Here is a 24,977-nt window from a genome sequence, read left to right on the forward strand (position 1 = left end):
ATTTCAGCGACAGCGTTTCGGCGCCGCCATCGACTTCGCGCGATACCGTGGCTTTGCCATCGGCAACGACGACCTTCGATGCGAACGTCGCTTGCGGCAGACCCGCCAGTGCAGCGAGCATCTGGCCGGTTTGATTCGAGTCGTCGTCGATGGCCTGCTTGCCCAGGATGACGAGCTCAGGCTTCTCTTGATCGACTAGCGCCTTCAGGATCTTCGCGACCGCCAGCGGCTGCAGTTCATCGGCGGATTCGACCAGAATCGCGCGATCCGCACCGATCGCCAGCGCCGTCCGCAACGTCTCCTGACATTGCGTCACGCCGCACGATACGGCGATCACTTCCGTAGCAACACCCGCTTCCTTCAGACGCACCGCCTCTTCCACGGCGATTTCGTCGAACGGGTTCATCGACATCTTCACGTTGGCGATATCGACACCCGTGTTATCCGATTTCACGCGGACCTTCACGTTGTAGTCGACCACGCGCTTGACTGGCACCAGAATTTTCATGCACACGCTCCAAAGTTACGATTACGTCAACCCAGCGCCATTATACGAGTGACGCGTAAGATCACCCCTCCAAAAGCGGGTGGGGTCGGCGATCGTGCAATAGGTATGAGCCGAATTTTATCGAACGATCGTTCTATTTATATCCACGAAAACCCGAATCCGACCATGAAAACGATTACCAGGCCGTAATCACCGCGCCGGCGTACTTGCCTTCGATGAACTGCTTCACTTCCGGCGAGTGATACGCCGCGATCAGCTTCGCAACCCACGGCTTGTCCTTGTCGGCCGCGCGAACCGCGATGATGTTCACATACGGACCGCGCGGATCTTCGATTGCGATCGCGTCCGACTTCGGCTTCAGGCCCGCTTCCATCGCGAAGTTCGTATTGATGGCGGCGGCATCGACGTCGTCGAGCGAGCGCGGAATCTGCGCGGCGTCGAGTTCGACGATCTTCAGCTTCTTCGGATTCTCGACGATATCGAGCGGCGTCGCTTTCAGACCCGCATCCGCGCGCAGCTTGATGAGACCTTGCTTCTGCAGCAGCAGCAATGCGCGGCCGCCGTTGGTCGGATCGTTCGGCACCGCGATGCGCGCGCCGTTGGCAAGCGCCGACAGCGACTTCAGCTTCTTCGAGTAGATGCCCATCGGGAACGTCACCGTATCGGCGACCTTGACGAGCTTGTAGCCGCGATCCTTCACTTGCGCGTCGAGATACGGCAGATGCTGATAGCTGTTCGCATCGAGATCGCCGGCGGCGAGCGCGGCGTTCGGCTGCACGTAATCCGAGAACTCGACGACCGTGACCTTCAGCCCGTTTTTCGCGGCGACCTGCTTCACCACGTCCATGATCTGCGCGTGCGGGCCGCCGGTCACGCCCAACTTGATGGCTTCATCGGCGTGCGCGGCACCGTTGAACAGCGTTGCGCTCAGCAGCGCGGCGGCGAACTTCAGAATGAATCGACGTTGCATGGTTTCTTGAGTGGTTATTTGTGACTGAGACGACGAACGAGCCAGTCGCCGAACGACTGAACGAGCTGCACGAACACGATGAGAATCACGACGACCGTGATCATCACTTCAGGAAGAAAACGCTGATAACCATAGCGGATGCCGAGATCGCCGAGACCGCCGCCGCCGATCGCGCCCGCCATCGCCGAATAGCCGACGAGCGACACGAACGTGATCGTCAATCCAGCGACGACGCCCGGCAGCGATTCCGGCAACAGCACTTTGAAGACGATCTGCGATGTCGTCGCGCCCATTGCCTGCGCGGCCTCGATGAGTCCGCGATCCACTTCGCGCAGTGCCGTCTCGACGAGCCGCGCGATGAACGGCGCAGCGGCGATCGTCAGCGGCACGACGGCGGCCGCGGTGCCGATCGACGAGCCGACGACGAGCCGCGTGAACGGAATCACCGCGACGAGAAGGATGATGAACGGCGTCGAGCGCACCGCATTCACGATGCCGCCGAGCACCCGATTCACGCCGATGTTCTGCAGCACGCCGTCGCGATCGGTGAGATAGAGCAGCACGCCGAGCGGCAAACCGACCGCCGCGCCGACGAGTCCCGAGATGCCGACCATGATCAGCGTTTCCCAGAACGACTGGACGAACATGTCGAACATTTCACTCAACATGGGACAACTCCTCCACGACGACGCCCTGCGAGCGCAAATATTCGATCGCTTCGGCGATCTTCACCGGCTGACCGCCCGCGAGCACCGCGAGCGAGCCGAACGCCTGCCCCTGAATCTCGTCGATCTGGCCGTGCAGGATGTTGAAATCGAGTTCGTAGCGGCGGATCGTCTCCGAGAGAATCGGCTGATCGACGCCCGAGCCCGTGAACGCGAGCCGCAGCAAATGACCGCTGCCGGTCTTGAGCCGCTCGATCACGCGTGCCTTCAATGCGGGCGGCAACTCGTGTGCGATCACGTCGCCGATCAGTGCGCGCGTGACTTCGTGATGCGGCTGCATGAAGACATCGACGACCTTGCCCTCTTCGACCACGCGCCCGGCGTCGAGCACCGCGACGCGATCGCAGACCTGTTTGATCACTTCCATCTGATGCGTGATGAGCACGATGGTGAGCCCGAGCTCGCGATTGATCTTGCGCAGCAGATCGAGAATCGCGCGCGTGGTTTCGGGATCGAGCGCGGACGTGGCTTCGTCGGAGAGCAGCACTGTCGGCTTGCTCGCGAGCGCCCGCGCAATCCCGACGCGCTGCTTCTGTCCGCCGCTTATCTGCGCGGGATACTTGTCCTTGTGCGTCGTGAGGCCGACGAGATCGAGCAGCGGCAACACGGCCGCTTCGATCTCCGCGCGCTTCTTGCCGGCGAGTTCGAGCGGCAGCGCGACGTTGTCGTACACCGTGCGCGAGCTCAGCAGATTGAAATGCTGAAAGATCATGCCGATGTCGCGGCGCGCGGCGCGCAGATCGTCCTTGCCGAGCGTCGTGAGATCGCGTCCGTCGACGATCACATTGCCTTCGCTCGGCCGCGTCAGCAGATTGATCGTGCGAACCAGCGTGCTCTTGCCCGCGCCGCTGCGCCCGATGATGCCGAACACTTCGCCGGCGGGAATCGTCAGATTGACGTTGTGCAGCGCTTCGACCCAGCCTCGGGGCCCCGCGAAACGCTGCGAAAGATTGCGTATTTCGATCATGAAAATGCAAACGGCGGAAGGCTTGTCGGGTGAACCCACCCGCGCCGCCGGCCGCCGCTCGTTCTTAGCTGTTTGTATCGTGGCGAGGATTTTACAGGACGCGTTACATTCTGTTTAATAATGATTTCAGATCGGCTAATAACGTGGAGATATTTACCGCGCCATGTCACGCACTATCTATTCGACGAGCGCCGTCACGACGCGACACGGCGTCGAACTGTTTCTGCATCGCTGGCACCCCGCGCCGGGCATCGAACTCAACGCGCGGATCGCGCTCGTCCACGGTCTCGGCGAACACGCGGGCCGTTACGACGCGCTCGCGACCGCGCTGAACGCGGCGGGCATCGAGCTGATCGCGATCGATCTGCGCGGACACGGGAAGTCGTCGGGCGAACGGGCGTGGGTTCGCGTCTTCACGGACTATCTGCGCGACACCGATGTCCTGCTCGAAGCGTGCGCGGCCACGCCGCCCGCCGGCACGCCGCTCTTTTTGATGGGCCACAGCATGGGCGGAACGATCGCGGCGCTCTACGCCGCCGAGCGTGCGCAGGCGAACAAGCTGGCCGGTCTGATCCTGTCGAGCCCGGCGTTGAAGATCGGAACGGGCACGCCGCGCTGGAAGGCCAAACTGAGCCGCATCGTGGGCGTGGTCGCGCCGCGCGTCGCCGCGTTCAGCATCGATCCGGCGCTGCTGTCGCGCGCGCCGGGCGTCGTCGAAGCGTACAAGCGCGATCCGCTCGTGCATCACGCAGCCGTCTGCGCACGCACTGCCGCGCAGATTCTCGCCGGCATGGAGCGCGTGGCGGAAAAGCGCGGCGACATCAAGCTGCCGCTTCTCGTCTTTCACGGCAGCGCGGACGCGATCTGCGATCCCGCCGGCAGCCGCGAGTTCGAAGCCAACGCGGGATCGACCGACACCACGCTCATCGTCCACGAAGGCAGCGCCCACGAAACGCTCAACGATCTCGACCGCGAGCGCGTGATCCGCGAACTGATCGACTGGACGCTCGTGCGCGCGGACTACGCGCGCGCTCGCGCCCGCTAGATTTCCGCCAGCACCCGCAGATGCGCAACGACGCTGCGGCCCAGCGCCGAAAGGTTATAGCCGCCTTCGAGACAACTCACGATGCGCCCTTGCGCGTGGCGCTTCGCGACGCCGCGAATCTGCTCGGTGATCCACGCGTAATCGTCCTCGACAAGACCCATGTTCGCCATGTCGTCTTCGCGATGCGCATCGAAGCCGGCCGAGACGAAGATCATCTGCGGCTTGAACGCTTCGAGCCGCGGCAGCCACATCATGTCGACGACCTCGCGCACCTGCATGCCCTTAGTGCGCGCGGCGAGCGGCACGTTGACCATGTTCGCCGCGTGATTGTCGGCGCCGGAGAACGGATAGAACGGATGCTGGAAGAAACTGCACATCAGCACGCGCGAATCGCCGCTGAACGCGGCTTCGGTGCCGTTGCCGTGATGCACGTCGAAATCGACGATCGCGACCCGCTGCAGGCCGTGCACTTCCAGCGCATGCCGCGCGGCGATCGCGACGTTGTTGAAGAGGCAGAAGCCCATCGCGCGCGCGGGCTCGGCGTGATGGCCCGGCGGCCGGATGCTGCAAAACGCGTTGTCGTAACGGCCTTCGATGACGGCATCGGTGGCCGCGACCGCCGCGCCCGCCGCGCGCAACGCCGCGCGATAGGACTGGGGGCACATCGACGTATCGGGGTCGAGTTCGCTTCGGCCCGATTCCGGCGTGCGGCTCTTGATGTAGTCGATGTGCGCCTGCGTATGCACGCGCGCAAGGTCGGCTTCGTCGGCGAGCGGCGCTTCCTCGCGCTCGATGAGCGAATCGATCCGGCTCGCGATCAGCTGGTCTTCGATCGCCTGCAGGCGCGCCGGACACTCGGGATGCCATTGGCCGTTGTCGTGCTGGAGGCAGTCGGGGTGGGAGTAGAAGCCGGTGGCCATGATGTCTCGCAATGCCGCTTGTCGTCGGCTCTCGTCTCGTATTTTTTCGTCATACGCGACCACTTGTCGCGCAATTGACGTTAAGTTACCACACCGTCCGGCACGGCCGCCCTCGCCCGGGCACATGGCCGATATGGGCGCGAAGCGTCGGTTATACTGCCCCGACGCCTTGCCGGCCGAGCGATTGCGCGCGGCATGTTGCAGGCTGTTGCGTTCCGTTGAGAATCGTTGCATCGATTCGACTTCACAGGCGTTTTTGGCCACTCGCGCATCCGGCATCGCCCCAACCGCCCCCAACCACGCACACTATGACTTTCCAGTTTGCTCCGTTCGTCTTCACGGCTTCATCCAGGCCGGCAAAGCGTGCACTCGTTGCCTCCCTCGTCTGCGCGCTCGGCTTTCTCTCCGGGAACAGTGCCTTTGCGCAGTCGCAGCAGCCGCAGGCCGCGACGCCGCAAGGGCAGGTGTTCGAAGAAGAGATCGTGCCGCAGCGCTACGCGAACAATCCGAATGTCGATGCGTTCATCAATGACATGGTCGCGCGCTACGACTTCGATTCGTCCGCGCTGCACGACCTGTTCGCGCGCGTGAGCTATTCGGCGACCGCGGCGAAACTGGTGTTGCCTTCGCCCACGCCGCAGGCCAAGAACTGGCGCGCGTACCAGGGGCGTTTCATCGAGCCGGTTCGCATCAACGCGGGCGTGAAGTTCTGGCGCGCGAATCAGGCGACGCTGCAGCGCGCGTCCGAGCAGTTCGGCGTACCGCCGGAGGTGATCGTCGGAATCATCGGCGTGGAGACGATCTACGGGAAGTACATGGGCAACTTCCGCGCGCTCGACGCGCTGACCACGCTCACCTTCGATTACCCGAACACGCCGAACCGCGTCGAGCGCATGGCGACGTTCCGCAAGAATCTCGAAGACCTGCTCGTGTGGACGCGCGATTCGCAGATCGATCCGACGACCGTCCTCGGTTCATACACGGGCGCGATCGGGATTCCGCAGTTCCTGCCGAGCAGCATCGTGCAATACGCGGTCGATTACGACGGCAACAGCCGCATCGATCTGCGCACGAGCCCGGCAGACGCCATCGGCAGTGTGGCGAACTATCTGAAGCAGAACGGCTGGGAACCGGGCCGGCCGGTCGTGTGGCGCATCGCCGGCGATGTCGGCAGTCAGGGCATCGCGCAGGCCGCCGCCGATGGCGCGCCGGAACCGAAATGGTCGCTCGCGCAACTGACGAAGGCCGGCATGCTGCTCAACGAGCCGGGCTTGAATATCGACGCAGAAGCGCCGACGCCGCTCACCGTCGTCGATTTGCCCACGCCCGGCCGCGCGACCGAATACACGCTCGGGCTGAAGAACTTCTACGTGCTGACGCGTTACAACCGCAGCTTCTTCTACGCGCTCGCGGTGTATCAGCTTGGCGAAGCGGTCAAGGCGCGCATGGTCGCGGGCGACACGGGCGCGAATTCGCAGTGACGTTTGTCCGCTACAGACGTAAAAAACCCCGGCTCGCCGGGGTTCTCTCATTGCGCGATCAGGATGCGCGGCATCACGCCGGGAACACGCCCGTCGAAAGATAACGATCGCCGCGATCGCAGACGATGAACACGATCGTCGCGTTCTCCACCTGGCGCGCGATGCGCAGCGCCACTTCGCACGCGCCGCCCGACGAAATGCCCGCGAAAATGCCTTCGACCGATGCGAGGCGTCGCGCCATCGCTTCGGAGGCCGCCTGACTTACGTTCTCCACGCGATCCACGCGGCTGCGATCGAAAATCTTCGGCAGATAGGCTTCCGGCCACTTGCGGATGCCCGGAATGCGCGAGCCTTCTTCCGGCTGAGCGCCGATGATCTCGATCTTTTCGTTCTGCTCTTTCAGATACTTCGACACGCCCATGATCGTGCCGGTCGTGCCCATCGACGAGACGAAGTGGGTAAGGCGGCCTTCGGTCTGACGCCACAGCTCCGGGCCCGTGCCTTCGTAATGCGCGAGCGGATTGTCCGGGTTCGCGAACTGATCGAGAATGATGCCTTTGCCGTCACGCTGCATCTGATCGGCGAGATCGCGTGCGTATTCCATGCCGCCCGTCACCGGCGTCAGCACGATTTCGGCGCCATACGCGGCCATGCTCTGGCGGCGCTCGATCGACAGATCTTCCGGCATCAGCAGCACCATCTTGTAGCCGCGCATCGCGGCGGCCATCGCGAGCGCGATGCCGGTGTTGCCGCTCGTCGCTTCGATGAGCGTGTCGCCCGGCTTGATGCGGCCGCGCTCTTCAGCTTTCCTGATCATCGACAGCGCCGGCCGGTCCTTCACCGATCCCGCCGGATTGTTGCCTTCGAGCTTGCCCAGCACGACGTTGTTGCGGCTGCGAATTTCATCGTCGACGATGCGGACGAGTTGCACGAGCGGCGTATTGCCGATCGTGTCTTCGATAGTCATGTAAGCCATATGCGGAGCCGATTCGGATTCCCCGCGGACGACACTGCCTTTCCGCGCGGATTTTGATATAGGGATTCGTCGATTGTAGCCCACCGGTTCCGCCGATGCCGGCGCATCCCTGATGCACGGATGGAATGCCGCTCGCGCGCGCCGTCCGCGCATGCAAAAAGCCCCGCGAGGAGGCCGTCCGCGGGGAGCCCAAGACATCCGAAGGCTGAAGGAGACCGATGGCGCGCCGCGCACCAGGGCGCGCCTCCGGGCCGTGCTTATTTCTTCACAATGACCGGTTTAGCTGATGCGGACGCCGAAACCGGCGTCGCGACAGCCGAGTTCGCGCCGCCAGGCGGTGCGGCGACGGCCGCGGTCTTCGTCGTTGCGCCGATTGTCAGTCCTTCCGCTTCCAGACGCTGGACGGTCTTGCCGCCCATGCCTTTGACGCGCGTGCCGAGATCGCTCGCGTCCTTGAACGGACCGTGCGCCTGACGTTCATCGAGAATGGCTTTCGCCTTCGCCGGACCGATGCCCTTGATGCCGCGCAGCGCGTCGGAGTTGGCGGTATTGACGTCGACGGCCGCGAACGCGCTACCGATGGAAAAGATGAGCGCGAACGCAGCGATCGACGAGAGTGCTTGCTTGAACATGACTGAGTCTCCGTGAAGAACCGGCCGGCACCAGCGCCAACCGTGAGACCCAGTTTAGAGAGGCTCGAAGCGCGTTTATAGCTGGCCGAATAGCCAACGCACGTAGCGATCGACACCTTCCTGAACCGTAAGAAACGAGGCGTCGTAACCGGCTGCGCGCAGCTTCGACTGGTCCGCCTGCGTGAAGCATTGGTACTTGCCGCGCAGCGCGTCGGGGAACGGCACGTACTCGATCAGCCCGCGCTGCACGAGTTCGGCGAGCGAGAGCGCCGCTTCGCCGTTCAGCGCGCGCAGCGAGTTCACGACCGTCGACGCGATGTCGTTGAACGGCTGCGCGCGCCCGGTGCCGAGATTGAAAATGCCCGACTTCTCCGGATGATCGAAGAAGAACAGATTCACCTTCACGACGTCTTCGACCGAGATGAAGTCGCGCGCCTGCTCGCCGGCCGCATAGCCGTTGTACTCGCCGAAGAGCTTGACCTTGCCTTCCGAGCGGAACTGATTGAAGTTGTGGAACGCGACCGACGCCATGCGTCCCTTGTGCGTTTCGCGCGGGCCGTACACGTTGAAATAGCGAAAGCCGGCGATCTGGCTTTCCGCCTTCGGCAGCACCTGCCGCACGATCTGATCGAAGAGGAACTTCGAATAACCGTACACGTTGAGCGGCTTCTCGACTTCGCGCTCTTCGACGAAACGGCTCGATCCGCCGTATGTCGCCGCCGACGATGCATACAGGAACTGCGCGCCCTGCGCGAGGCACGCGTCCATCACGTCGCGGCTGTAGCGGAAGTTGTTGTCCATCATGTAGCGGCCGTCGGTTTCCATCGTGTCCGAACAGGCGCCTTCGTGGAACACCGCGCGCACGCGGCCGAAATCGCCGCGCTTGAAGCGCTCGACGAACTCGGTCTTGTCGAGGTAATCGTCGATTTCGCAATCGACGAGATTCTTGAACTTGTCGGCGCGCGTGAGGTTGTCGACCGCGATCACGCGATTCTCGCCACGCTCGTTGAGCGCCTTGACGATATTGCTGCCGATGAAGCCGGCTGCACCGGTAACGATGATGGTCATGGCGTTATTTCAGATAAGGTCAGGCGAAGAGTTCGTTGTAGTCGACGGTCGCCGTACCGAGCTTGCCCACGACGATGCCCGCCGCGCGGTTCGCATAGACGATCGAGTCGACGAGCGGCACACCCGCGCCCAGCATGGTCGCGACCGTTGCGATGACGGTGTCGCCGGCGCCCGAGACATCATACACTTCGCGCGCTTCGGCCGATGTGTGCAGCACCTGGTCCTCGGTGAAGAGCGTCATGCCCTCTTCCGAGCGCGTGAGGAGCAGCGCTGAAAGATCGAGCTCCGCACGCAGTTTCCTCACGCGCTCGTGCAGATCTTCTTCCGATTTCCACTGGCCGATGACTTCGCGCAGCTCCGCGCGATTCGGCGTGATGAGCGTCGCGCCGCGATAACGGTCCCAGTCGTCGCCCTTCGGATCGACGAGCACGGGCTTTCCGGCGCGTTTCGCTTCGGCGATCATCTGCGTGACGTGCGTGAGGCCGCCCTTCGCGTAATCGGACATGAGGATCACGTCGTGCTGCGGCAGGATCTCGGTGAACCGTTCGAGACACGCGCGCAGCACTTCATGATTCGGCGTGTTCTCGAAATCGACGCGCAGCAACTGCTGCTGACGCGACAGCACGCGCAGCTTGATGGTCGTGAGCAGTTCGGGATCGCGCTCGAGATGCGCCGCGACCTTGCTTTCGCCGAGCAACTCGACGATGCGCTCGCCCGGCTCGTCATGTCCCACTACGCAAAGCAGGCCGGCCTGCGCGCCGAGCGCCGCCGCGTTGCGCGCGACGTTCGCCGCGCCGCCGAGGCGGTCTTCCTTCTTCTGCACGTGCACGACCGGAACGGGCGCTTCGGGCGAGATGCGGTTGACGTCCCCGAACCAGTAGCGGTCGAGCATCACGTCGCCGACCACGAGCACGCGCGCCGCCGAAACGCGCGCAAGCGGGACGACGGGAATATCGGCGTTAGTTGTGGCTGCCGTTGCGGTCGAGTTCGACATGGGGACGTCCTATTGCAAAGTAGTCGATGCCCATTTCGGCCATCGCTTCCGGTTCATACAGATTGCGGCCGTCGAAGATCACCGGCGTCTTCAACGCGCTCTTCAAGTGCCAGAAATCCGGGCTCTTGAATTCCTTCCATTCGGTCACGATGACGAGCGCGTCCGCGTCCGTCAGCGCATCCTGTTGCGTGTTCACGAGATGCAGGCGCTGGAAGTCGTCGGGGCGATCCGCGAGATCGAGCGCGAACACGCGCTCTGCCTCGTCGCGCGCGACGGGATCGTAGCCGCGCACCGTGGCGCCGCGCTGCAGCAGCGCCTCGATGATGCGCCGGCTCGACGCCTCGCGCATGTCGTCGGTATTGGGCTTGAATGCGAGGCCCCACACGGCGAACGTGCGCCCGCGCAGATCCTCGCCCATGCGCTTCACGATCTTGTTGACGAGCACTTCCTTCTGATCGTTATTGACCGCTTCGACCGCCTCGAGCACGCGCAGCGTGTGGCCGTTTTCGCGCGCGGTTTGCGCGAGCGCCTGCACGTCCTTCGGGAAGCACGAGCCGCCATAGCCGCAGCCTGCATACAGGAAGTGATAGCCGATGCGCGGATCCGAGCCCATGCCCCGCCGCACCGATTCGATGTCGGCGCCGACGGTATCCGCGAGATTCGACAGATCGTTCATGAACGAGATGCGCGTCGCGAGCATCGCGTTGGCGGCGTACTTCGTGAACTCGGCCGAACGCACGTCCATGTACAGCGTGCGCTCGTGATTGCGGTTGAACGGCGTGTAGAGGCGCTTCATCTTCTCGCGCGCGAGGTTGCCCGCGCGGTCGTCGTCGATGCCGATCACGATGCGATCCGGGCGCATGAAGTCGTCCACAGCCGCGCCTTCCTTCAGGAACTCAGGATTCGACACGACCGAGAAGCCGTGCTTCTCCGACTCGCCGAGCCCGCGCGCCCGCAACTCTTCCTCGACGACGCGCTTCACTTGCAGCGCCGTGCCGACCGGCACCGTCGATTTATCGACGATCACCTTGAAGCCGTTCGAATACTTGCCGATATTGCGCGCGGCGGCGAGCACGTATTGCAGATCGGCTGAGCCGTCTTCGTCGGGCGGCGTGCCGACCGCGATGAATTGAATGTCGCCGTGCTCGACGCTCGCTTTCACGTCGGTGGAAAACTGGATGCGGCCTGCCGCGCGCGTGCGCCTCAGCATTTCCTGAAGGCCCGGCTCGTGGATCGGCACGCCGCCATTGTTGAGAATTTCGATCTTGCGCGGATCGACGTCCACGCAAAACACGTCATTGCCGATTTCGGCAAGGCACGCGCCGGTTACAAGACCGACGTAACCCGTGCCGACGATGGTCACTTTCATACGCTTTCCGGTTGTTCCTGAAATGCCGGTGGCAGAAGCGGCGCATTCGCGCGCCGCCCGATGTCATGCTCGCCGCGCTGGCTCAGGCCGAGCTCGTGATCGGCTCGACGCGACGCGGCGCGTACGTCTCCCAGCCGCTGCAGCCGGGGCATTGCCAATAGAATAGACGCGCACGGAACCCGCAAGTTTGACACGTATAACGCGGCAGATTCTTAGTGCGCTGTTTCACCAGATTACGCATCAGTTCGAGCTCGCCGCGGCGCGGCTCGTCGGCCGTCGCCTCCTGCGCCTCGAGCAGACGCGTCATGCCCGCGAGATTCGGCGCGCTTTGCATCTGCTTGCGTGCCAGCTCGTGCGCGGCTTCGAGACCGCGCAACTCTTGAACGTGCTTGTAGGCGACATCGAGCAGATCGTTCGACGGATAGCGCGTCGCGTAATCGATCAGCAGATCGACGCCCTCTTCCTTGCGCCCGAGCGCGGCGTACGCCTTCATCAGCTTCTCGGCGACGAGCGGCAGATACGCCTCGTTCTGCTCCTCGACGCGCTTCCAGTGCGCGATAGCGATATCGACGTTGCCGGCGGCCGCTTCGACATCGCCTGCCAGGATGGTCGCGCGCACGTTGTCCGGGTTCGATGCCAGCGCGAGCTTCAGTTCGGCGCGCGCACCATCTGGATTCTTGCGCTGAAGCGCTTCCTGCGCCAGCTCGCAGTGGAAATGCGCGATTTCCATATGCAGCGAGGGCGCGCCCATCTTTTCGATCTGCTCGGCCGTCGCGATCGATTTCGGCCAGTCCTTTTCGATCTCGTAGATGGTCAGCAGCGCGCGCTGCGCGCCGAGCGAATATTCGCCGGCATTGAGCGACTTGAACGTTTCCTCGGCGCGATCGAGCAGGCCCGCCTTCAGAAAATCTTGTCCGAGTTCGTAGAGCGCGTGATCGCGTTCCGCGACCGGCAAATCGGCGCGACTCAACAGATTCTGATGCACGCGAATCGCGCGATCGGTCTCTCCGCGGCGCCGAAACAGATTGCCGAGCGCGAAATGCAGTTCGATCGTTTCGGGATCGAGCTTGGCGACTTCGATGAACGCATCGATCGCCTTGTCGTGTTGCTCGTTGAGCAGAAAGTTGAGGCCGCGAAAATACGAGCGCGGCAGATTCGCATTTTCGGACAACAGCGCTTTCAAGTCATAGCGGGACGCCATCCACCCCAGCGCGAAAGCGACGGGGATGACAAGCAGCCACCAGAAGTCTAGATCCATGCGATTAGTCGTTGAGTGTCAGATGTCTGCGCGAAAGGTCAGATGAGCGGCGGCATCGGCGGTTCTTCCTTCACCACCGGCGTCTCGCGAGCGACGCGCAGCTCGCGCTTCAGACGCCCGTTCTCCATGCGCAGACGCACCCTGGCCGGCACAGCCGACACGAGCCCCGCGAGCAATCCCACCACGAAAAACGCGAGGCCGATCAGAATAAGCGGCGCCTGCCACGCGTAGCCCGCGAGAAAGTTCAGCGTCGCGGGCTGGGTATTGGCGAGCGCCAGCACCAGCAACAGCACGAATACCAGAACGCGGATCAGCCAGACGATGAATTTCATGTAGGGTCTCGCAAGAGCGGTTGCACCAGACGGCCCTTCCGTTTCGGCCGGGCCTGCGCGGTTGAACACCCAGGTCAAAGTGACCGGTATTGTAATTGATGCTCCCGGGCGCCGGCAGTCGCCCGCTCGACGCATGAATTTTTAGCAAACAACGCACCCATCGCGCTGGATCGCTGCTATCGAAACGCCGCGCATAAAAAAAGCACCCCGAAGGGTGCTTTTCTGGTCGATTGCCTCGCAGGCCGACGCCGCGAACCGAAAATCCTGAAGCCCCCGCAGGCCCGATGCGCGCCGCACAGAGCTCGTCGGCATCGTCGTCATTCGAAGCTTTCAGCGGCTCGCCCGCGCGGCCGTCGACGCGTTCGCGCAACTCCTTGCCCGGCTTGAAGTGCGGCACGAATTTCTCCGGCACCAGCACCTTTTCACCCGACTTGGGATTGCGCCCGACGCGCGACGGACGACGATTGAGCCCGAAGCTGCCGAAGCCGCGAATCTCGATGCGATGACCGTTGGCCAGAGCCTCCGACATCGCATCCAGCATCGTCTTCACCGCGAAATCCGCATCCTTGAGGACAAGTTGCGGAAATCGCGACGCCAACTGGGCGACCAATTCCGATTTGGTCATTCTGCAGCTGTGCCGTTAAGGGCTTAGCTGTTCTGGCCGTCGAGCTTGGCCTTGAGCAGCGCGCCGAGGTTGGTCGTGCCGGTCGCGGCGGCGTTCGAGTCGCCCTGCAGGCTGCGCATGGCTTCCTGCTGTTCGGCCGAATCCTTCGCCTTGATCGACAGGTTGATGCCACGCGACTTGCGATCGATGTTGATGATCATCGCGTTGACCTTCTCGCCTTCCTTCAGCACGTTGCGCGCATCTTCCACGCGGTCTTGCGCGATTTCCGAAGCACGCAGGTAGCCTTCGACTTCGCCGGACAGCGTGATGACCGCACCCTTCGGATCGACCGACTTCACAACGCCGTCGACGATAGCGCCCTTGTCGTTGATCGCCACGAAGTTGCTGAACGGATCGCCTTCGAGCTGCTTGATGCCGAGCGAGATGCGTTCCTTGTCGACGTCGATGCCCAGAACCACGGCTTCGACTTCGTCGCCCTTCTTGTACTTGCGAACGGCTTCTTCGCCGGTTTCCGACCACGACAGATCCGACAGGTGAACCAGACCGTCGATGCCGCCAGGCAGACCGATGAACACGCCGAAGTCGGTGATCGACTTGATGGCGCCGCTGATCTTGTCGCCCTTCTTGAAGTTGCGGCTGAAGTCATCCCACGGATTCGGCTTGCACTGCTTCATGCCGAGGGAGATACGGCGGCGGTCTTCGTCGATTTCGAGAACCATGACTTCGACTTCGTCGCCCAGTTGAACAACCTTCGACGGCGCAACGTTCTTGTTGGTCCAGTCCATTTCCGACACGTGGACGAGGCCTTCGATGCCCGATTCCACTTCGACGAATGCGCCGTAGTCGGTGATGTTCGTGACCTTGCCGAACAGGCGCGTGCCCGACGGGTAACGGCGCGAGATGCCTTCCCACGGATCGTCGCCCAGTTGCTTGATGCCGAGCGAAACGCGGTTCTTCTCTTGGTCGAACTTGAGGATCTTGGCGGTGACTTCCTGGCCAACCGACAGGACTTCCGACGGGTGACGCACGCGGCGCCATGCGATGTCGGTGATGTGCAGCAGGCCGTCGATGCCGCCGAGGTCCACGAACGCGCCGTAGTCGGTGATGTTCTTGACCACGCCTTCGACGATCGCGCCTTCCTTCAGCGTCTCGAGCAGCTTCGCGCGCTCTTCGCCCTGCGTCGCTTCGATGACCGCGCGGCGCGACAGCACCACGTTGTTACGCTTGCGATCGAGCTTGATGACGCGGAATTCGAGCGTCTTGCCTTCGTACGGCGTCGTGTCCTTGACCGGACGCGTGTCGACGAGCGAACCCGGCAGGAACGCGCGGATGCCGTTGACCATCACGGTCATGCCGCCCTTGACCTTGCCGGTGATCGTGCCGGTCACGAGTTCGTTGTTGTCCAGCGCCTTTTCCAGCGACAGCCACGAAGCGAGGCGCTTCGCCTTGTCGCGCGACAGGATGGTGTCGCCATAGCCGTTTTCCAGCGCGTCGATCGCGACGGAAACGAAGTCGCCCGCCTGCACTTCCACTTCACCCGCGTCGTTCAGGAATTCTTCGAGCGGAATATAGGCTTCGGACTTGAGACCAGCGTTGACGACCACGAAGTTGTGGTCGACACGCACGACTTCGGCGGAGATCACTTCGCCGGCGCGCATGTCCTGCTTGGTCAGCGACTCTTCGAACAGAGCCGCAAAGGATTCGGTATTCGGGGTGGAGGTTTGCAGGTCGGACATAAAAATCGATATTTGCACGGCCTTTGCGCGGTGATTCAGAATGAACCGGCGGGTTTTACCCAGATGCGCAACGCCATACGGGGTTAAATGGTTTAACACACGCCCTGCCTCCCGGCAGAGCACCTTACTTCTACTGCACTACACGAATCTCGCTGAACCAGCCGATGATCTGCTCGACCGCTTGATCGATCGACAAACCGGAGGTGTCCAGCGTCTTCGCATCCGCCGCGGGCTTGAGCGGCGCGGCGCTCCGATTCATGTCCCGGGCATCGCGTGCGCGCAAATCTCGCAGCAAGTCATCCATATTAGCAGAAAAACCTTTTTGCATCAATTGCTTATACCGCCGCGCCGCGCGCGCCTCGACGCTTGCAGTCAGGAACACCTTCAGCGTGGCGTCGGGGAAGATGACCGTGCCCATGTCGCGGCCGTCGGCGACGAGGCCGGGGCGCTTGCGAAAAGCCCGCTGGCGCGCGACGAGCGCCTGGCGCACTTCGGGATGCACGGCGATCGCGGAGGCGCGGTTGCCGACTTCTTCCTGCCGGATTTCGCCCGAGACATCGGCGCCATCGAGCTGCGCGCAACCTTCGCGGAACGTGATATGGAGCGCCTCGACCAGTTTTGCAAGGCCGGGGGCGTCGTCTTTGTCCACTTCGTAGCGGATGCTCGCGAGCGCCGCGAGCCGGTAGAGCGCGCCGCTGTCGAGCAGGTGGAAGCCGAGCGTCGCCGCGACGATCGCCGCGACCGTGCCCTTGCCCGACGCCGTCGGCCCGTCGATGGTAATCACTGGTGTTGGGTCGAAAGGACGGGTCGGTTTCATTGAGTCTGGCCGTTCTGGCCCGTTATTACGGTCATGGAAGTCGAAGTCATCGCGTTTCACGGTACAGCGCTCCCGTTACGCTTTCACGAGCGTCGAGAAGCGGTCGAAGTAGTCCGGAAAGGTTTTAGCCACACATTTGGGATCGTTGATGCGGACCGGCACGCCGCCGAGGCTCACGAGCGAAAAGCACATCGCCATGCGGTGATCGTCGTAGGTGTCGATCGCGGCGTTCGGCGTCAGTTTCGCCGGCGGCGTGACGACGAGATAATCCGCACCCTCTTCCACGGTCGCGCCGACCTTGCGCAACTCGTTCGCCATCGCGGCGATGCGATCCGTTTCCTTCACGCGCCAGCTCGCGATATTGCGCAGCGTCGTCGTGCCGCTGGCGAAGAGCGCGGCCACGGCGATCGTCATCGCGGCGTCGGGAATCAGGTTGAAATCCATGTCGATGGGCGCGAGCCTGCCATCGTCCGATTCGACGCCGCGCACTTCGATCCAGTCCTCGCCCATCATCACGTTCGCGCCCATGCGGTTCAGCGCGTCCGCGAAGCCGACATCGCCCTGAATGCTCGAACGACCGACGCCCTCCACGCGCACCGGTCCATGCCCGATCGCGCCCGCCGCCAGGAAATACGAGGCCGACGACGCATCGCCTTCCACCATGATCGCGCCCGGCGACTTGTAGCTCACGCCGGCGGGAACGGTGAAGCGCGCCCAGCCGTCGCGCTCGACCGTGACGCCGAAGCGCTCCATCAAACGAATCGTGATTTCGATGTACGGCTTCGAAATGAGTTCGCCTTCGATCTCGATCGTAACGGGACCGTTACGGCCTTCCACGACCGGCAGGCTCATCAGGAGCGCGGTGAGAAACTGGCTCGACACGTCGCCGCGCACGCGGATCGGCTTGTCGATGGCGATCTTCGCGGCGTGGATCCTGAGCGGCGGGAAGCCGTCGTTGAGCTCGTAATCGATCGCAGCGCCGATCTGGCGCAGCCCGTCGACGAGATCGCCGATCGGCCGCTCGTGCATGCGCGGCACGCCGTGGACGCGATATTCGCCGCCGTTCACGGCCAGCGCCGCGGTCAGCGGACGCACCGCCGTACCCGCGTTGCCGAGAAACAGCTCCGCCGATTTCGACGGAAACGCGCCGCCCGTCCCGCCGACGATCACGCGCTCGCCGTCGTCGCGCACGGCGACGCCCAGGTTCCGGAGCGCGGCGAGCATCACGCGCGTGTCGTCGGAATCGAGCAGATTCGTGATCGACGTTTCGCCGTGCGCAAGCGCCGCGAGCAGCAGCACGCGGTTCGAAATGCTCTTCGAGCCGGGCAGGCGCACGGTGCCGGACGCGCGGGAAAAAGGTCCGAGATCGAGATGTTCCATGTTGTTTCCTTGTTTCGCGGCTTACTTGGCGGCGATGTCGTTCGAAGGCTTGATGCCGCCGCGTTCCTGCCATTCTTTCCGGGCGACGCGCGAACGCGCGAACGCCGCTTCGAGTGCCGCGCCGTCCGATGCGTCGATCGCCGCGCGAAAACGCGCGAGCACCGCGGTGTAATCGTCGAGCTCGGCGAGCAGCGCGGCGCGGTTCGCGAGACAGATATCGCGCCACATTTCGGGACTCGACGCCGCGATGCGCGTGAAATCGCGAAAGCCGCCTGCGGCGAACGAGAATTTCAGATCGGCATCGGGCGTGTCGAGAATCTGATCGACGAGCGCGAACGAGAGCACGTGCGGCAAATGACTCACCGACGCGAACACGCGATCGTGCTGCGCCTCGCTCATCTGACGCACGCACGCGCCGCTCGCGCGCCACATCGACGCGATGCGTTCGACGCCATCCGCCGCATTTTCCGGCAGCGGACACAGCACCACATTGCGATCGACGTACAGATCGGGCAATGCCGCATCGACGCCGCTCGACTCGCGCCCGGCGATCGGATGTCCCGGCACGAACTGCGCGACGCGCGCACCGAGCGCGCGCTTCGCCGCCGCGACGACATCGGTTTTCGTGCTGCCGGCGTCGGTGACGATGGTTCGCGCGTCGAGAAACGGCGCGATGCGCACGAGCAGCGGCTCGGTCTGCGCGACGGGCGCGGCGAGCAATACCACGTCGGCGCCTTCGAGCGCCTTGGCGAGCGCGGCGTCGTCGTCGAGCGCGGCGGCTTCGTCGATCACGCCGAGTTCGATCGCGCGCTCGACCGACGCACGCGACCGACCCACGCCGACGACGCGACCTTCGAGCCCCGCGCGCTCACGCAACGCGCGCGCGAGCGATCCGCCGATCAGGCCGACGCCGAAGATAACCAGTTTATTGAAAGAGAACATCGATGCAGCCTGAAGCTGAAAACGAAGCGGCCGCTCAACGCGCCCGCGGATACGAACCGAGAATCTTCAGGAACGCGGACTTGCGCCCGAGTTCGTCGAGCGCGGCCGCAACCGCGGCATCGTCGCGATGGCCTTCGATATCGATATAAAAGTAGTACTCCCACGCGCCCGAACGCGCGGGACGCGACTCGAAGCGCGTCATCGAAACGCCGTGTTTCGCGAGCGGCTCGAGCAGCTTGAAGACCGCGCCGGATTCGTTCTTCACCGTGACGATGAGCGACGTCTGATCGTGGCCGCTCGAATCCGTCGGCTGCTTGCCGACGATCACGAATCGCGTGCGATTGTGCGGATCGTCCTGAATCATCGAGAACACGACGCCGAGGCCGTAATGCGTCGCGGCGCGATCGCCCGCGATGGCCGCGACCGTCGGATCTTCGACCGCCATGCGCGCGGCTTCCGCGTTGCTCGACACCGCTTGCCGTTCCAGATGCGGCGCGTTCGCGGACAGCCAGCGCTGGCACTGCGCGAGCGCCTGCGGATGCGCGCATACGCGCTTCACGCCGTCGAGCATGCCGGACGCGGTCAGCAGATTGTGATGGATCGGCAACGCGAGTTCGCCGCCGATCAAGAGCGACGTCTGCAGCAGCAGATCCAGCGTGCGCGACACCGCGCCTTCCGCCGAATTCTCGACCGGCACGACGCCGTACTGCGCCGCGCCCGCCTCGACGGCGCGGAACACTTCATCGATCGACGGGCACGGCACGCCCTGAATCGAATGCCCGAAGTATTCGAACATCGCCTGTTCGCTATAGGTGCCGACCGGGCCGAGGAACGCAGCGCTGATCGTCTGTTCGAGCGCGCGGCTCGCGGCCATGATCTCGCGCCAGATCGACGCGATGTGCTCGTCGGCGAGCGGCCCGTCGCTCATTTCCTGCAGGCGCGCGATGACCTGCATCTCGCGCTCCGGACGAAACACGGGCGCATTGAAATGCTTCTTCACTTCGCCGACTTCGAGCGCGACGGAAGCGCGCTGATTCAGCAGCGCGATGAGTTGCGCGTCGAGCGCATCGATGCGCTCACGCAGCGGTTTGAGTCTTGAATTGAGATCGTCGTCCATGCGGTGCTTGATGTTTGAAGCCAGGTTTAAGCGCTTTCGCGCTCGAATTCCTTCATGTAATCGACGAGCGCTTTCACGCCCTCGATCGGCACCGCGTTGTAGATCGATGCCCGCATGCCGCCGACGGACTTGTGGCCCTTCAGTTGCAACAGCCCGCGCGCCTTCGCGCCGGCCAGGAAATCGGTGTTGCGCGATTCGTCGGCGAGGAAGAACGGCACGTTCATGCGCGAACGGTTCGGGCGCTCGACCTTGTTGACGTAGAAATCGCTCGAATCGATGGTGTCGTACAGCAGCTTCGCCTTTTCGACGTTGCGCGCTTCGATCGCCGTGAGGCCGCCCTGCTTCTTCAGCCACTTGAACACGAGACCGGCGATGTAGATCGCATACGTGGGCGGCGTGTTGTACATCGAGTTGTTCTCGGCGACGGTCTTCCACTCGAACGCCGAAGGACAGATGGATAGCGCGCGGTCGAGCAGGTCTTCGCGCACGATCACGACGGTCACGCCCGCCATGCCGATGTTCTTCTGCGCGCCGCCGAAGAGCACGCCGAACTTCGCGATGTCCATCGGGCGCGAGAGGATGTGCGAGGACGCGTCGGCGACGAGCGGGATGTCGCCCAGATCGGGAATCTCGAAGGCTTCGACGCCGTCGATGGTTTCGTTGCTGCACAGATGCACGTAGGCCGGATCGTCCGACAGCTTCCATTCGCTGAAAGCCGGCACGCGCGTGAAGCCTTCTTCGGTCTTGCCGCTCGCCGCGAGATGCGGCGTGCCGTACTTCTGCGCTTCCTTGAACGATTTCGTCGACCATGAACCGGTGACGACGAAGTCGGCGGTTTGCCGCTTGCCGAGCAGATTCATCGGCACGATGGCGTTTTCGCCGATGCCGCCGCCCTGCAGAAACAGAATGCGATGCGACGCCGGCACGTCCAACAGTTCACGCAGATCGGTGAGCGCGGCCTCGTGGATCGACATGAACTCCGCGCCGCGGTGACTCATTTCCATCACGCTCATGCCGCTGCCTTGCCAGTCGAGCATTTCATCGGCTGCCTGCTTCAGGACTTCTTCTGGCATGGCGGCTGGGCCGGCGGAGAAATTGAACACGCGCATCTGGAGGTCCCGGAAATCCGATTCGGCAGGCGCGAATTGCGCGGCAAATGCAGCGAAGACCGCGCAATCACCGTTTTCGCGCCCGAAAAAGAAATGGCTGCTTGCGCTCGCGCGCAAACAGCCATTATCGCACTGTCCTGAAAACCCGCCAATGCACGGGGCGGTGAGCCCCGCCGGCGGATTCCCGTCAGGCCGACGTCATCGAGCTTACTTGGCGCTCGGCTTGACGCTCGCCACTTCCTGATCGGCTTGCGTGCGCGTTGCCTTGATGGCTTGCGGCATGTACTTCTGCATCAGGCCATTCACCACGTCGCGGCCAACCTGGTCCTGAACCTGGATGAACTTGCGGCCAGTCGTGCTCTTGTAGAAGTTGGTCAGATCCTTGATCTCGTCCGTCGAGTAGTACTTCGCGTATGCGTCGTACTGAGCTTGCATCGCGTCCTTGCGGAAGGCGTCGGTGGCGAAAACCTGGCCGGCGGAGTCGACCAGCTTCGGCACTGCGTTCTTCTGCAGCGTCGGAACGGCGGCTTGCTTCTGCTTGTCGTTCATCGTCTTGTTCTCGGACAGCGCGTCCGAGAGGATCGCCGGCACGAGTTGCTTCGATTGCATCTGCGCGCTGTTACCGATCGCACCGACCAGCTTCTGCGCGTCGATCGCGTCGAGCAGGTCCTTGATCGCGGCTTGCTTGGCCGGATCAACCGGTGCTGCTGCGGCTGCCGGTGCGGCCGTTTGCGCGGGCGCCTGATTCTGAAGCGACTGAGCCATCGCGAAGGTCGGCACGAAAGCGGCCAGCAACATCCACTGCTTGAAACGTCCTTGCATTATTACTCCCTGTAAAAAATATCCAGTTCAGCACTGGCGACGAGCGTTGCCTGTCGTTTCGACGCCGGCAACCCGCTCATGTCACGTCGCGCAGCTTAACCAATCCGAGCTTTCAAAAGCGATAACGAGAGCGTTGAGACACAAAAAATATCAGGCGTTTTCTTCGCCTTCACCATTTTCCGCGTCGCCCGGTTTCGCTGCAGAATCTTCCGAACCGGCGTCTGCCTCGAGTTCGGCCTCGGCTTCCGCTTCGGCGATATGCTGCAGTCCCGACAACTTCGTTCCCTCGTCAAGGCTGATGAGTGTAACACCTTGAGTTGCACGGCCCATTTCGCGGATTTCCGAAACTCGCGTGCGAATAAGCACGCCCGCGGTCGTGATCAGCATGATCTCGCTCTCCGGCTCGACGAGCGTCGCCGCGACGACGCGGCCGTTACGCTCCGACGTCTGGATCGCGATCATACCCTTCGTGCCGCGGCCATGACGCGTGTACTCGTTGATCGGGGTGCGCTTGCCATAGCCGTTCTCGGTCGCCGTCAGCACCGACTGATTCTCGCCGCCCGCAACGAGCATCGCGATGACCTGCTGCCCGTCTTCGAGCTGCATGCCGCGCACGCCGCGCGCCTCGCGGCCCATCGCGCGCACGTCGTTCTCGTCGAAGCGCACGGCCTTGCCCGCGTCGGAGAACAGCATGACGTCGTGCTGGCCGTCGGTGATGGCGGCGCCGATGAGGTAATCGCCCTCGTCGAGACCCACCGCGATGATGCCCTTCTTCATCGGACGGCTGAACGCTTCGAGCGGCGTCTTCTTGACCGTGCCGAGCGCGGTCGTCATGAACACGTACTTGTCGACCGAGAATTCCTTGACTGGCAGGACGACGTTGATTTTCTCGCCATCCTGCAGCGGGAACATGTTGACGATCGGACGGCCGCGCGAGTTGCGCGAGCCCTGCGGCACTTCATAGACCTTGATCCAGTACACGCGGCCGCGATTCGAGAAGCACAACATGTGATCGTGCGTGTTCGCGATGAAGAGCGTGTCGATCCAGTCGTCTTCCTTCATCTGCGTCGCCTGCTTGCCGCGACCGCCGCGCTTCTGCGCGCGATATTCGGAAAGCGGCTGCGACTTCACATAACCGGAATGCGACATGGTGACGACCATGTCCGTCGGCGTGATGAGGTCTTCGGTGTTGAGCTCGGTCGCGTTCATCTCGATACGAGAACGGCGGTCGTCGCCGAACTCGGCGCGAATCTGGCCCAGCTCCTCGACGATGATCTGGCGAATCCGCTCCGGCCGCGCGAGGATGTCGAGCAGGTCGGCGATCTGCGCCATCACTTCGCGATACTCGCCGACGATCTTGTCCTGCTCCAGACCCGTCAGGCGCTGCAGACGCATCTGCAGAATTTCCTGCGCCTGAACGTCCGACAATTTATACAGACCGTCTTCCTGCAGGCCGTATGCCGGATTCAGCCCTTCCGGACGATACGCCGCGCGGCCGCCCGAAGCCTCGGTCTCGGTGCGCGTGAGCATTTCGCGCACGAGCGACGAATCCCACGGACGCGCCATCAGTTCCTGCTTCGCGATAGGCGGCGTCGGCGCGGCCTTGATGATCGCGATGAATTCGTCGATGTTAGCGAGCGCGACAGCGAGACCTTCGAGCACGTGCCCGCGATCGCGGGCCTTGCGCAGTTCGTATACAGTGCGCCGCGTCAGCACTTCCCGTCGATGCGACAGGAAGCACTCGAGCATCTCCTTCAGGTTCAGGAGCTTCGGCTGGCCGTCGACGAGCGCGACCAGGTTCATGCCGAACGTGTCCTGCAGCTGAGTCTGCTTGTACAGGTTGTTCAGAATGACTTCCGGCACTTCCCCGCGCTTCAGCTCGATCACGACGCGCATGCCCGACTTGTCGGATTCGTCGCGAATATCGGAAATGCCTTCCAGCTTCTTCTCGTTGACGAGTTCGGCGATGCGCTCGAGCAGCGTGCGCTTGTTCACCTGATACGGAATTTCGTCGACGATGATGGCCATGCGCTGGCCGCGGTCGATCTCTTCGAAGTGCGTGGCCGCGCGCATCACGACGCGCCCGCGCCCCGTGCGATAACCGTCGCGCACGCCCGCCACGCCGTAGATGATGCCGGCGGTCGGGAAGTCCGGCGCCGGCACGATCTCGATGAGTTCGTCTACGGTGGCCTCGGGCGTATTCAGCAGATGCAGGCAGGCGTCGACGATTTCGCGCAGGTTGTGCGGCGGAATGTTGGTCGCCATGCCGACCGCGATGCCGGCCGAGCCATTGATCAGCAGATTGGGAATGCGCGCCGGCAGAACGAGCGGCTCGTTTTCGCTGCCGTCGTAGTTCGGCCCGAAGTCGACCGTTTCCTTGTCGATGTCGGCCAGAAGCTCGTGGCCGATCTTCGCCATGCGGATTTCGGTGTAACGCATCGCCGCGGCGTTGTCGCCGTCGACCGAACCGAAGTTGCCCTGGCCATCGACCAGCATGTAGCGCAGCGAGAACGGCTGCGCCATCCGAACGATCGTCTCGTAGACGGACGCGTCGCCGTGAGGATGGTACTTACCGATGACGTCACCGACGATACGCGCCGACTTCTTGTACGCGCGATTCCAGTCGTTGTTCAGCTCGTGCATCGAGTAGAGCGCCCGACGATGCACCGGCTTCAAGCCATCGCGTACATCGGGAAGCGCCCGCCCGACGATCACGCTCATCGCGTAATCGAGATACGAGCGGCGCATTTCCTCCTCGAGGGAGATTGGCAGAGTCTCTTTGGCGAATTGATCCATTATCCGTGTCTTGAACTATGCAGCGGCGACACGGCAGCGCGCGACGATTTCGCGAAACTCGCCCGTCAGCCGCACGACATGAGGCTGCCGCGGGGCGTAGCCGGCGTACGCTGCGCGCCCCATATGCGGCGCACGCCTCTGAGCGCTGCGTAGGGTGCATATGCTGCGCATGTCATATTTATGCGTGCGAACGCAGCGCATCAGGAGATTCTACCATGCGCGACATTGGCGCCCGGACGACTGCTGTATACATACAGTGTGTTGCGCGCGTCCAGCCAGAATGTGCCCACCGAGTTCGCATTGCGCAACGTCGTACCAATTACTTACAAAAGCCGGGGAACGATTTCCGTCCTTTCGTCACTTCGGCGGGCTATCATGCCGCCTCGTC

At 63.0% G+C, this 24,977-nt stretch carries 22 protein-coding genes and 1 pseudogene; 2 read left to right on the forward strand and 21 right to left on the reverse strand.

Annotation, left to right across the window (positions count from 1 at the left end; all coding sequences use genetic code 11):
- From QCE49_RS09655 to QCE49_RS09670, 4 genes are all read right to left on the reverse strand, one after another.
- A partial coding sequence (locus QCE49_RS09655) for an electron transfer flavoprotein subunit beta/FixA family protein (RefSeq protein ID WP_309805921.1) occupies nt 1–508 on the reverse strand: 508 nt, incomplete at its 3' end.
- Nucleotides 509–683: 175 nt separating this feature from the next.
- The gene (locus QCE49_RS09660; protein ID WP_250460427.1) at nt 684–1,478 is read right to left on the reverse strand and encodes a MetQ/NlpA family ABC transporter substrate-binding protein; all 795 of its coding nucleotides are present in this window, start codon (nt 1,476–1,478) and stop codon (nt 684–686) included.
- Between the two features lie 14 nt (nt 1,479–1,492).
- The gene (locus QCE49_RS09665; protein WP_008342358.1) at nt 1,493–2,146 is read right to left on the reverse strand and encodes a methionine ABC transporter permease; all 654 of its coding nucleotides are present in this window, start codon (nt 2,144–2,146) and stop codon (nt 1,493–1,495) included.
- The gene (locus tag QCE49_RS09670) at nt 2,136–3,170 is read right to left on the reverse strand and encodes a methionine ABC transporter ATP-binding protein (protein WP_008342360.1); all 1,035 of its coding nucleotides are present in this window, start codon (nt 3,168–3,170) and stop codon (nt 2,136–2,138) included. Before QCE49_RS09670 ends, QCE49_RS09665 begins: the two co-directional genes overlap by 11 nt.
- Nucleotides 3,171–3,333: 163 nt before the next feature.
- On the opposite strand from QCE49_RS09670, the gene QCE49_RS09675 reads away from it, so the two are divergent.
- On the forward strand, nt 3,334–4,215 hold the full coding sequence (locus tag QCE49_RS09675) for an alpha/beta hydrolase (protein ID WP_250460425.1): 882 nt from the start codon (nt 3,334–3,336) through the stop codon (nt 4,213–4,215).
- Here the strand turns inward: QCE49_RS09675 and QCE49_RS09680 are convergent.
- Nucleotides 4,212–5,135, reverse strand: a complete 924-nt coding sequence (locus tag QCE49_RS09680) for a histone deacetylase family protein (RefSeq protein WP_008342364.1) — start codon at nt 5,133–5,135, stop codon at nt 4,212–4,214. The genes QCE49_RS09675 and QCE49_RS09680 overlap by 4 nt on opposite strands.
- A gap of 308 nt (nt 5,136–5,443) precedes the next feature.
- On the opposite strand from QCE49_RS09680, the gene mltB reads away from it, so the two are divergent.
- Entirely contained in the window at nt 5,444–6,616 is a 1,173-nt protein-coding gene (gene mltB / locus QCE49_RS09685; RefSeq protein WP_008342366.1) for a lytic murein transglycosylase B, read from the forward strand.
- Nucleotides 6,617–6,689: 73 nt separating this feature from the next.
- Here the strand turns inward: mltB and cysM are convergent, their stop codons facing one another.
- The 16 genes and pseudogenes from cysM to gyrA form a co-directional block, all read right to left on the reverse strand.
- On the reverse strand, nt 6,690–7,592 hold the full coding sequence (gene cysM, locus QCE49_RS09690) for a cysteine synthase CysM (RefSeq protein ID WP_034472705.1): 903 nt from the start codon (nt 7,590–7,592) through the stop codon (nt 6,690–6,692).
- A 257-nt stretch (nt 7,593–7,849) separates the two neighbouring features.
- Nucleotides 7,850–8,224: a helix-hairpin-helix domain-containing protein gene (locus tag QCE49_RS09695; RefSeq protein ID WP_008342369.1), complete on the reverse strand. Its 375-nt coding sequence runs from the start codon at nt 8,222–8,224 to the stop codon at nt 7,850–7,852.
- Nucleotides 8,225–8,299: 75 nt separating this feature from the next.
- The gene (rfaD, locus tag QCE49_RS09700) at nt 8,300–9,292 is read right to left on the reverse strand and encodes an ADP-glyceromanno-heptose 6-epimerase (RefSeq protein WP_250460423.1); all 993 of its coding nucleotides are present in this window, start codon (nt 9,290–9,292) and stop codon (nt 8,300–8,302) included.
- Nucleotides 9,293–9,311: 19 nt separating this feature from the next.
- Nucleotides 9,312–10,286: a D-glycero-beta-D-manno-heptose-7-phosphate kinase gene (rfaE1, locus tag QCE49_RS09705; protein WP_250460421.1), complete on the reverse strand. Its 975-nt coding sequence runs from the start codon at nt 10,284–10,286 to the stop codon at nt 9,312–9,314.
- Nucleotides 10,252–11,655, reverse strand: a complete 1,404-nt coding sequence (locus tag QCE49_RS09710) for a UDP-glucose/GDP-mannose dehydrogenase family protein (RefSeq protein WP_034472707.1) — start codon at nt 11,653–11,655, stop codon at nt 10,252–10,254. The genes rfaE1 and QCE49_RS09710 overlap by 35 nt, the downstream gene beginning before the upstream one ends.
- Nucleotides 11,656–11,737: 82 nt before the next feature.
- On the reverse strand, nt 11,738–12,913 hold the full coding sequence (gene lapB, locus QCE49_RS09715) for a lipopolysaccharide assembly protein LapB (protein WP_250460419.1): 1,176 nt from the start codon (nt 12,911–12,913) through the stop codon (nt 11,738–11,740).
- A gap of 38 nt (nt 12,914–12,951) precedes the next feature.
- Nucleotides 12,952–13,245 carry a lipopolysaccharide assembly LapA domain-containing protein gene (locus QCE49_RS09720; RefSeq protein WP_008342374.1) on the reverse strand — a complete coding sequence of 98 codons (294 nt, stop codon included), beginning with the start codon at nt 13,243–13,245 and terminating at the stop codon, nt 12,952–12,954.
- Nucleotides 13,246–13,555: 310 nt separating this feature from the next.
- A pseudogene (locus tag QCE49_RS09725) lies at nt 13,556–13,870 on the reverse strand (integration host factor subunit beta); the annotation flags it as partial.
- A 23-nt stretch (nt 13,871–13,893) separates the two neighbouring features.
- Nucleotides 13,894–15,624, reverse strand: a complete 1,731-nt coding sequence (rpsA, locus tag QCE49_RS09730; RefSeq protein ID WP_174447740.1) for a 30S ribosomal protein S1 — start codon at nt 15,622–15,624, stop codon at nt 13,894–13,896.
- A gap of 112 nt (nt 15,625–15,736) precedes the next feature.
- The gene (gene cmk, locus QCE49_RS09735; RefSeq protein WP_008342380.1) at nt 15,737–16,423 is read right to left on the reverse strand and encodes a (d)CMP kinase; all 687 of its coding nucleotides are present in this window, start codon (nt 16,421–16,423) and stop codon (nt 15,737–15,739) included.
- Nucleotides 16,424–16,498: 75 nt separating this feature from the next.
- Entirely contained in the window at nt 16,499–17,803 is a 1,305-nt protein-coding gene (aroA, locus tag QCE49_RS09740) for a 3-phosphoshikimate 1-carboxyvinyltransferase (protein WP_250460417.1), read from the reverse strand.
- Nucleotides 17,804–17,824: 21 nt separating this feature from the next.
- The gene (locus QCE49_RS09745; protein WP_250460415.1) at nt 17,825–18,745 is read right to left on the reverse strand and encodes a prephenate dehydrogenase/arogenate dehydrogenase family protein; all 921 of its coding nucleotides are present in this window, start codon (nt 18,743–18,745) and stop codon (nt 17,825–17,827) included.
- 34 nt (nt 18,746–18,779) lie between these two features.
- Nucleotides 18,780–19,862, reverse strand: a complete 1,083-nt coding sequence (gene pheA / locus QCE49_RS09750) for a prephenate dehydratase (RefSeq protein WP_250460413.1) — start codon at nt 19,860–19,862, stop codon at nt 18,780–18,782.
- 26 nt (nt 19,863–19,888) lie between these two features.
- Nucleotides 19,889–20,971, reverse strand: coding sequence for a 3-phosphoserine/phosphohydroxythreonine transaminase (serC, locus tag QCE49_RS09755; RefSeq protein ID WP_008342388.1), 1,083 nt, complete (start codon nt 20,969–20,971; stop codon nt 19,889–19,891).
- A 207-nt stretch (nt 20,972–21,178) separates the two neighbouring features.
- The gene (locus QCE49_RS09760) at nt 21,179–21,793 is read right to left on the reverse strand and encodes a DUF2059 domain-containing protein (RefSeq protein WP_008342389.1); all 615 of its coding nucleotides are present in this window, start codon (nt 21,791–21,793) and stop codon (nt 21,179–21,181) included.
- 150 nt (nt 21,794–21,943) lie between these two features.
- Complete coding sequence (gene gyrA, locus QCE49_RS09765) at nt 21,944–24,589, reverse strand: DNA gyrase subunit A (protein WP_075583528.1); 2,646 nt, start codon at nt 24,587–24,589, stop codon at nt 21,944–21,946.
- Between the last annotated feature and the right edge of the window lie 388 nt (nt 24,590–24,977).

Source organism: Caballeronia sp. LZ008 (genome assembly GCF_031451435.1).
GTDB lineage: Bacteria > Pseudomonadota > Gammaproteobacteria > Burkholderiales > Burkholderiaceae > Caballeronia > Caballeronia zhejiangensis.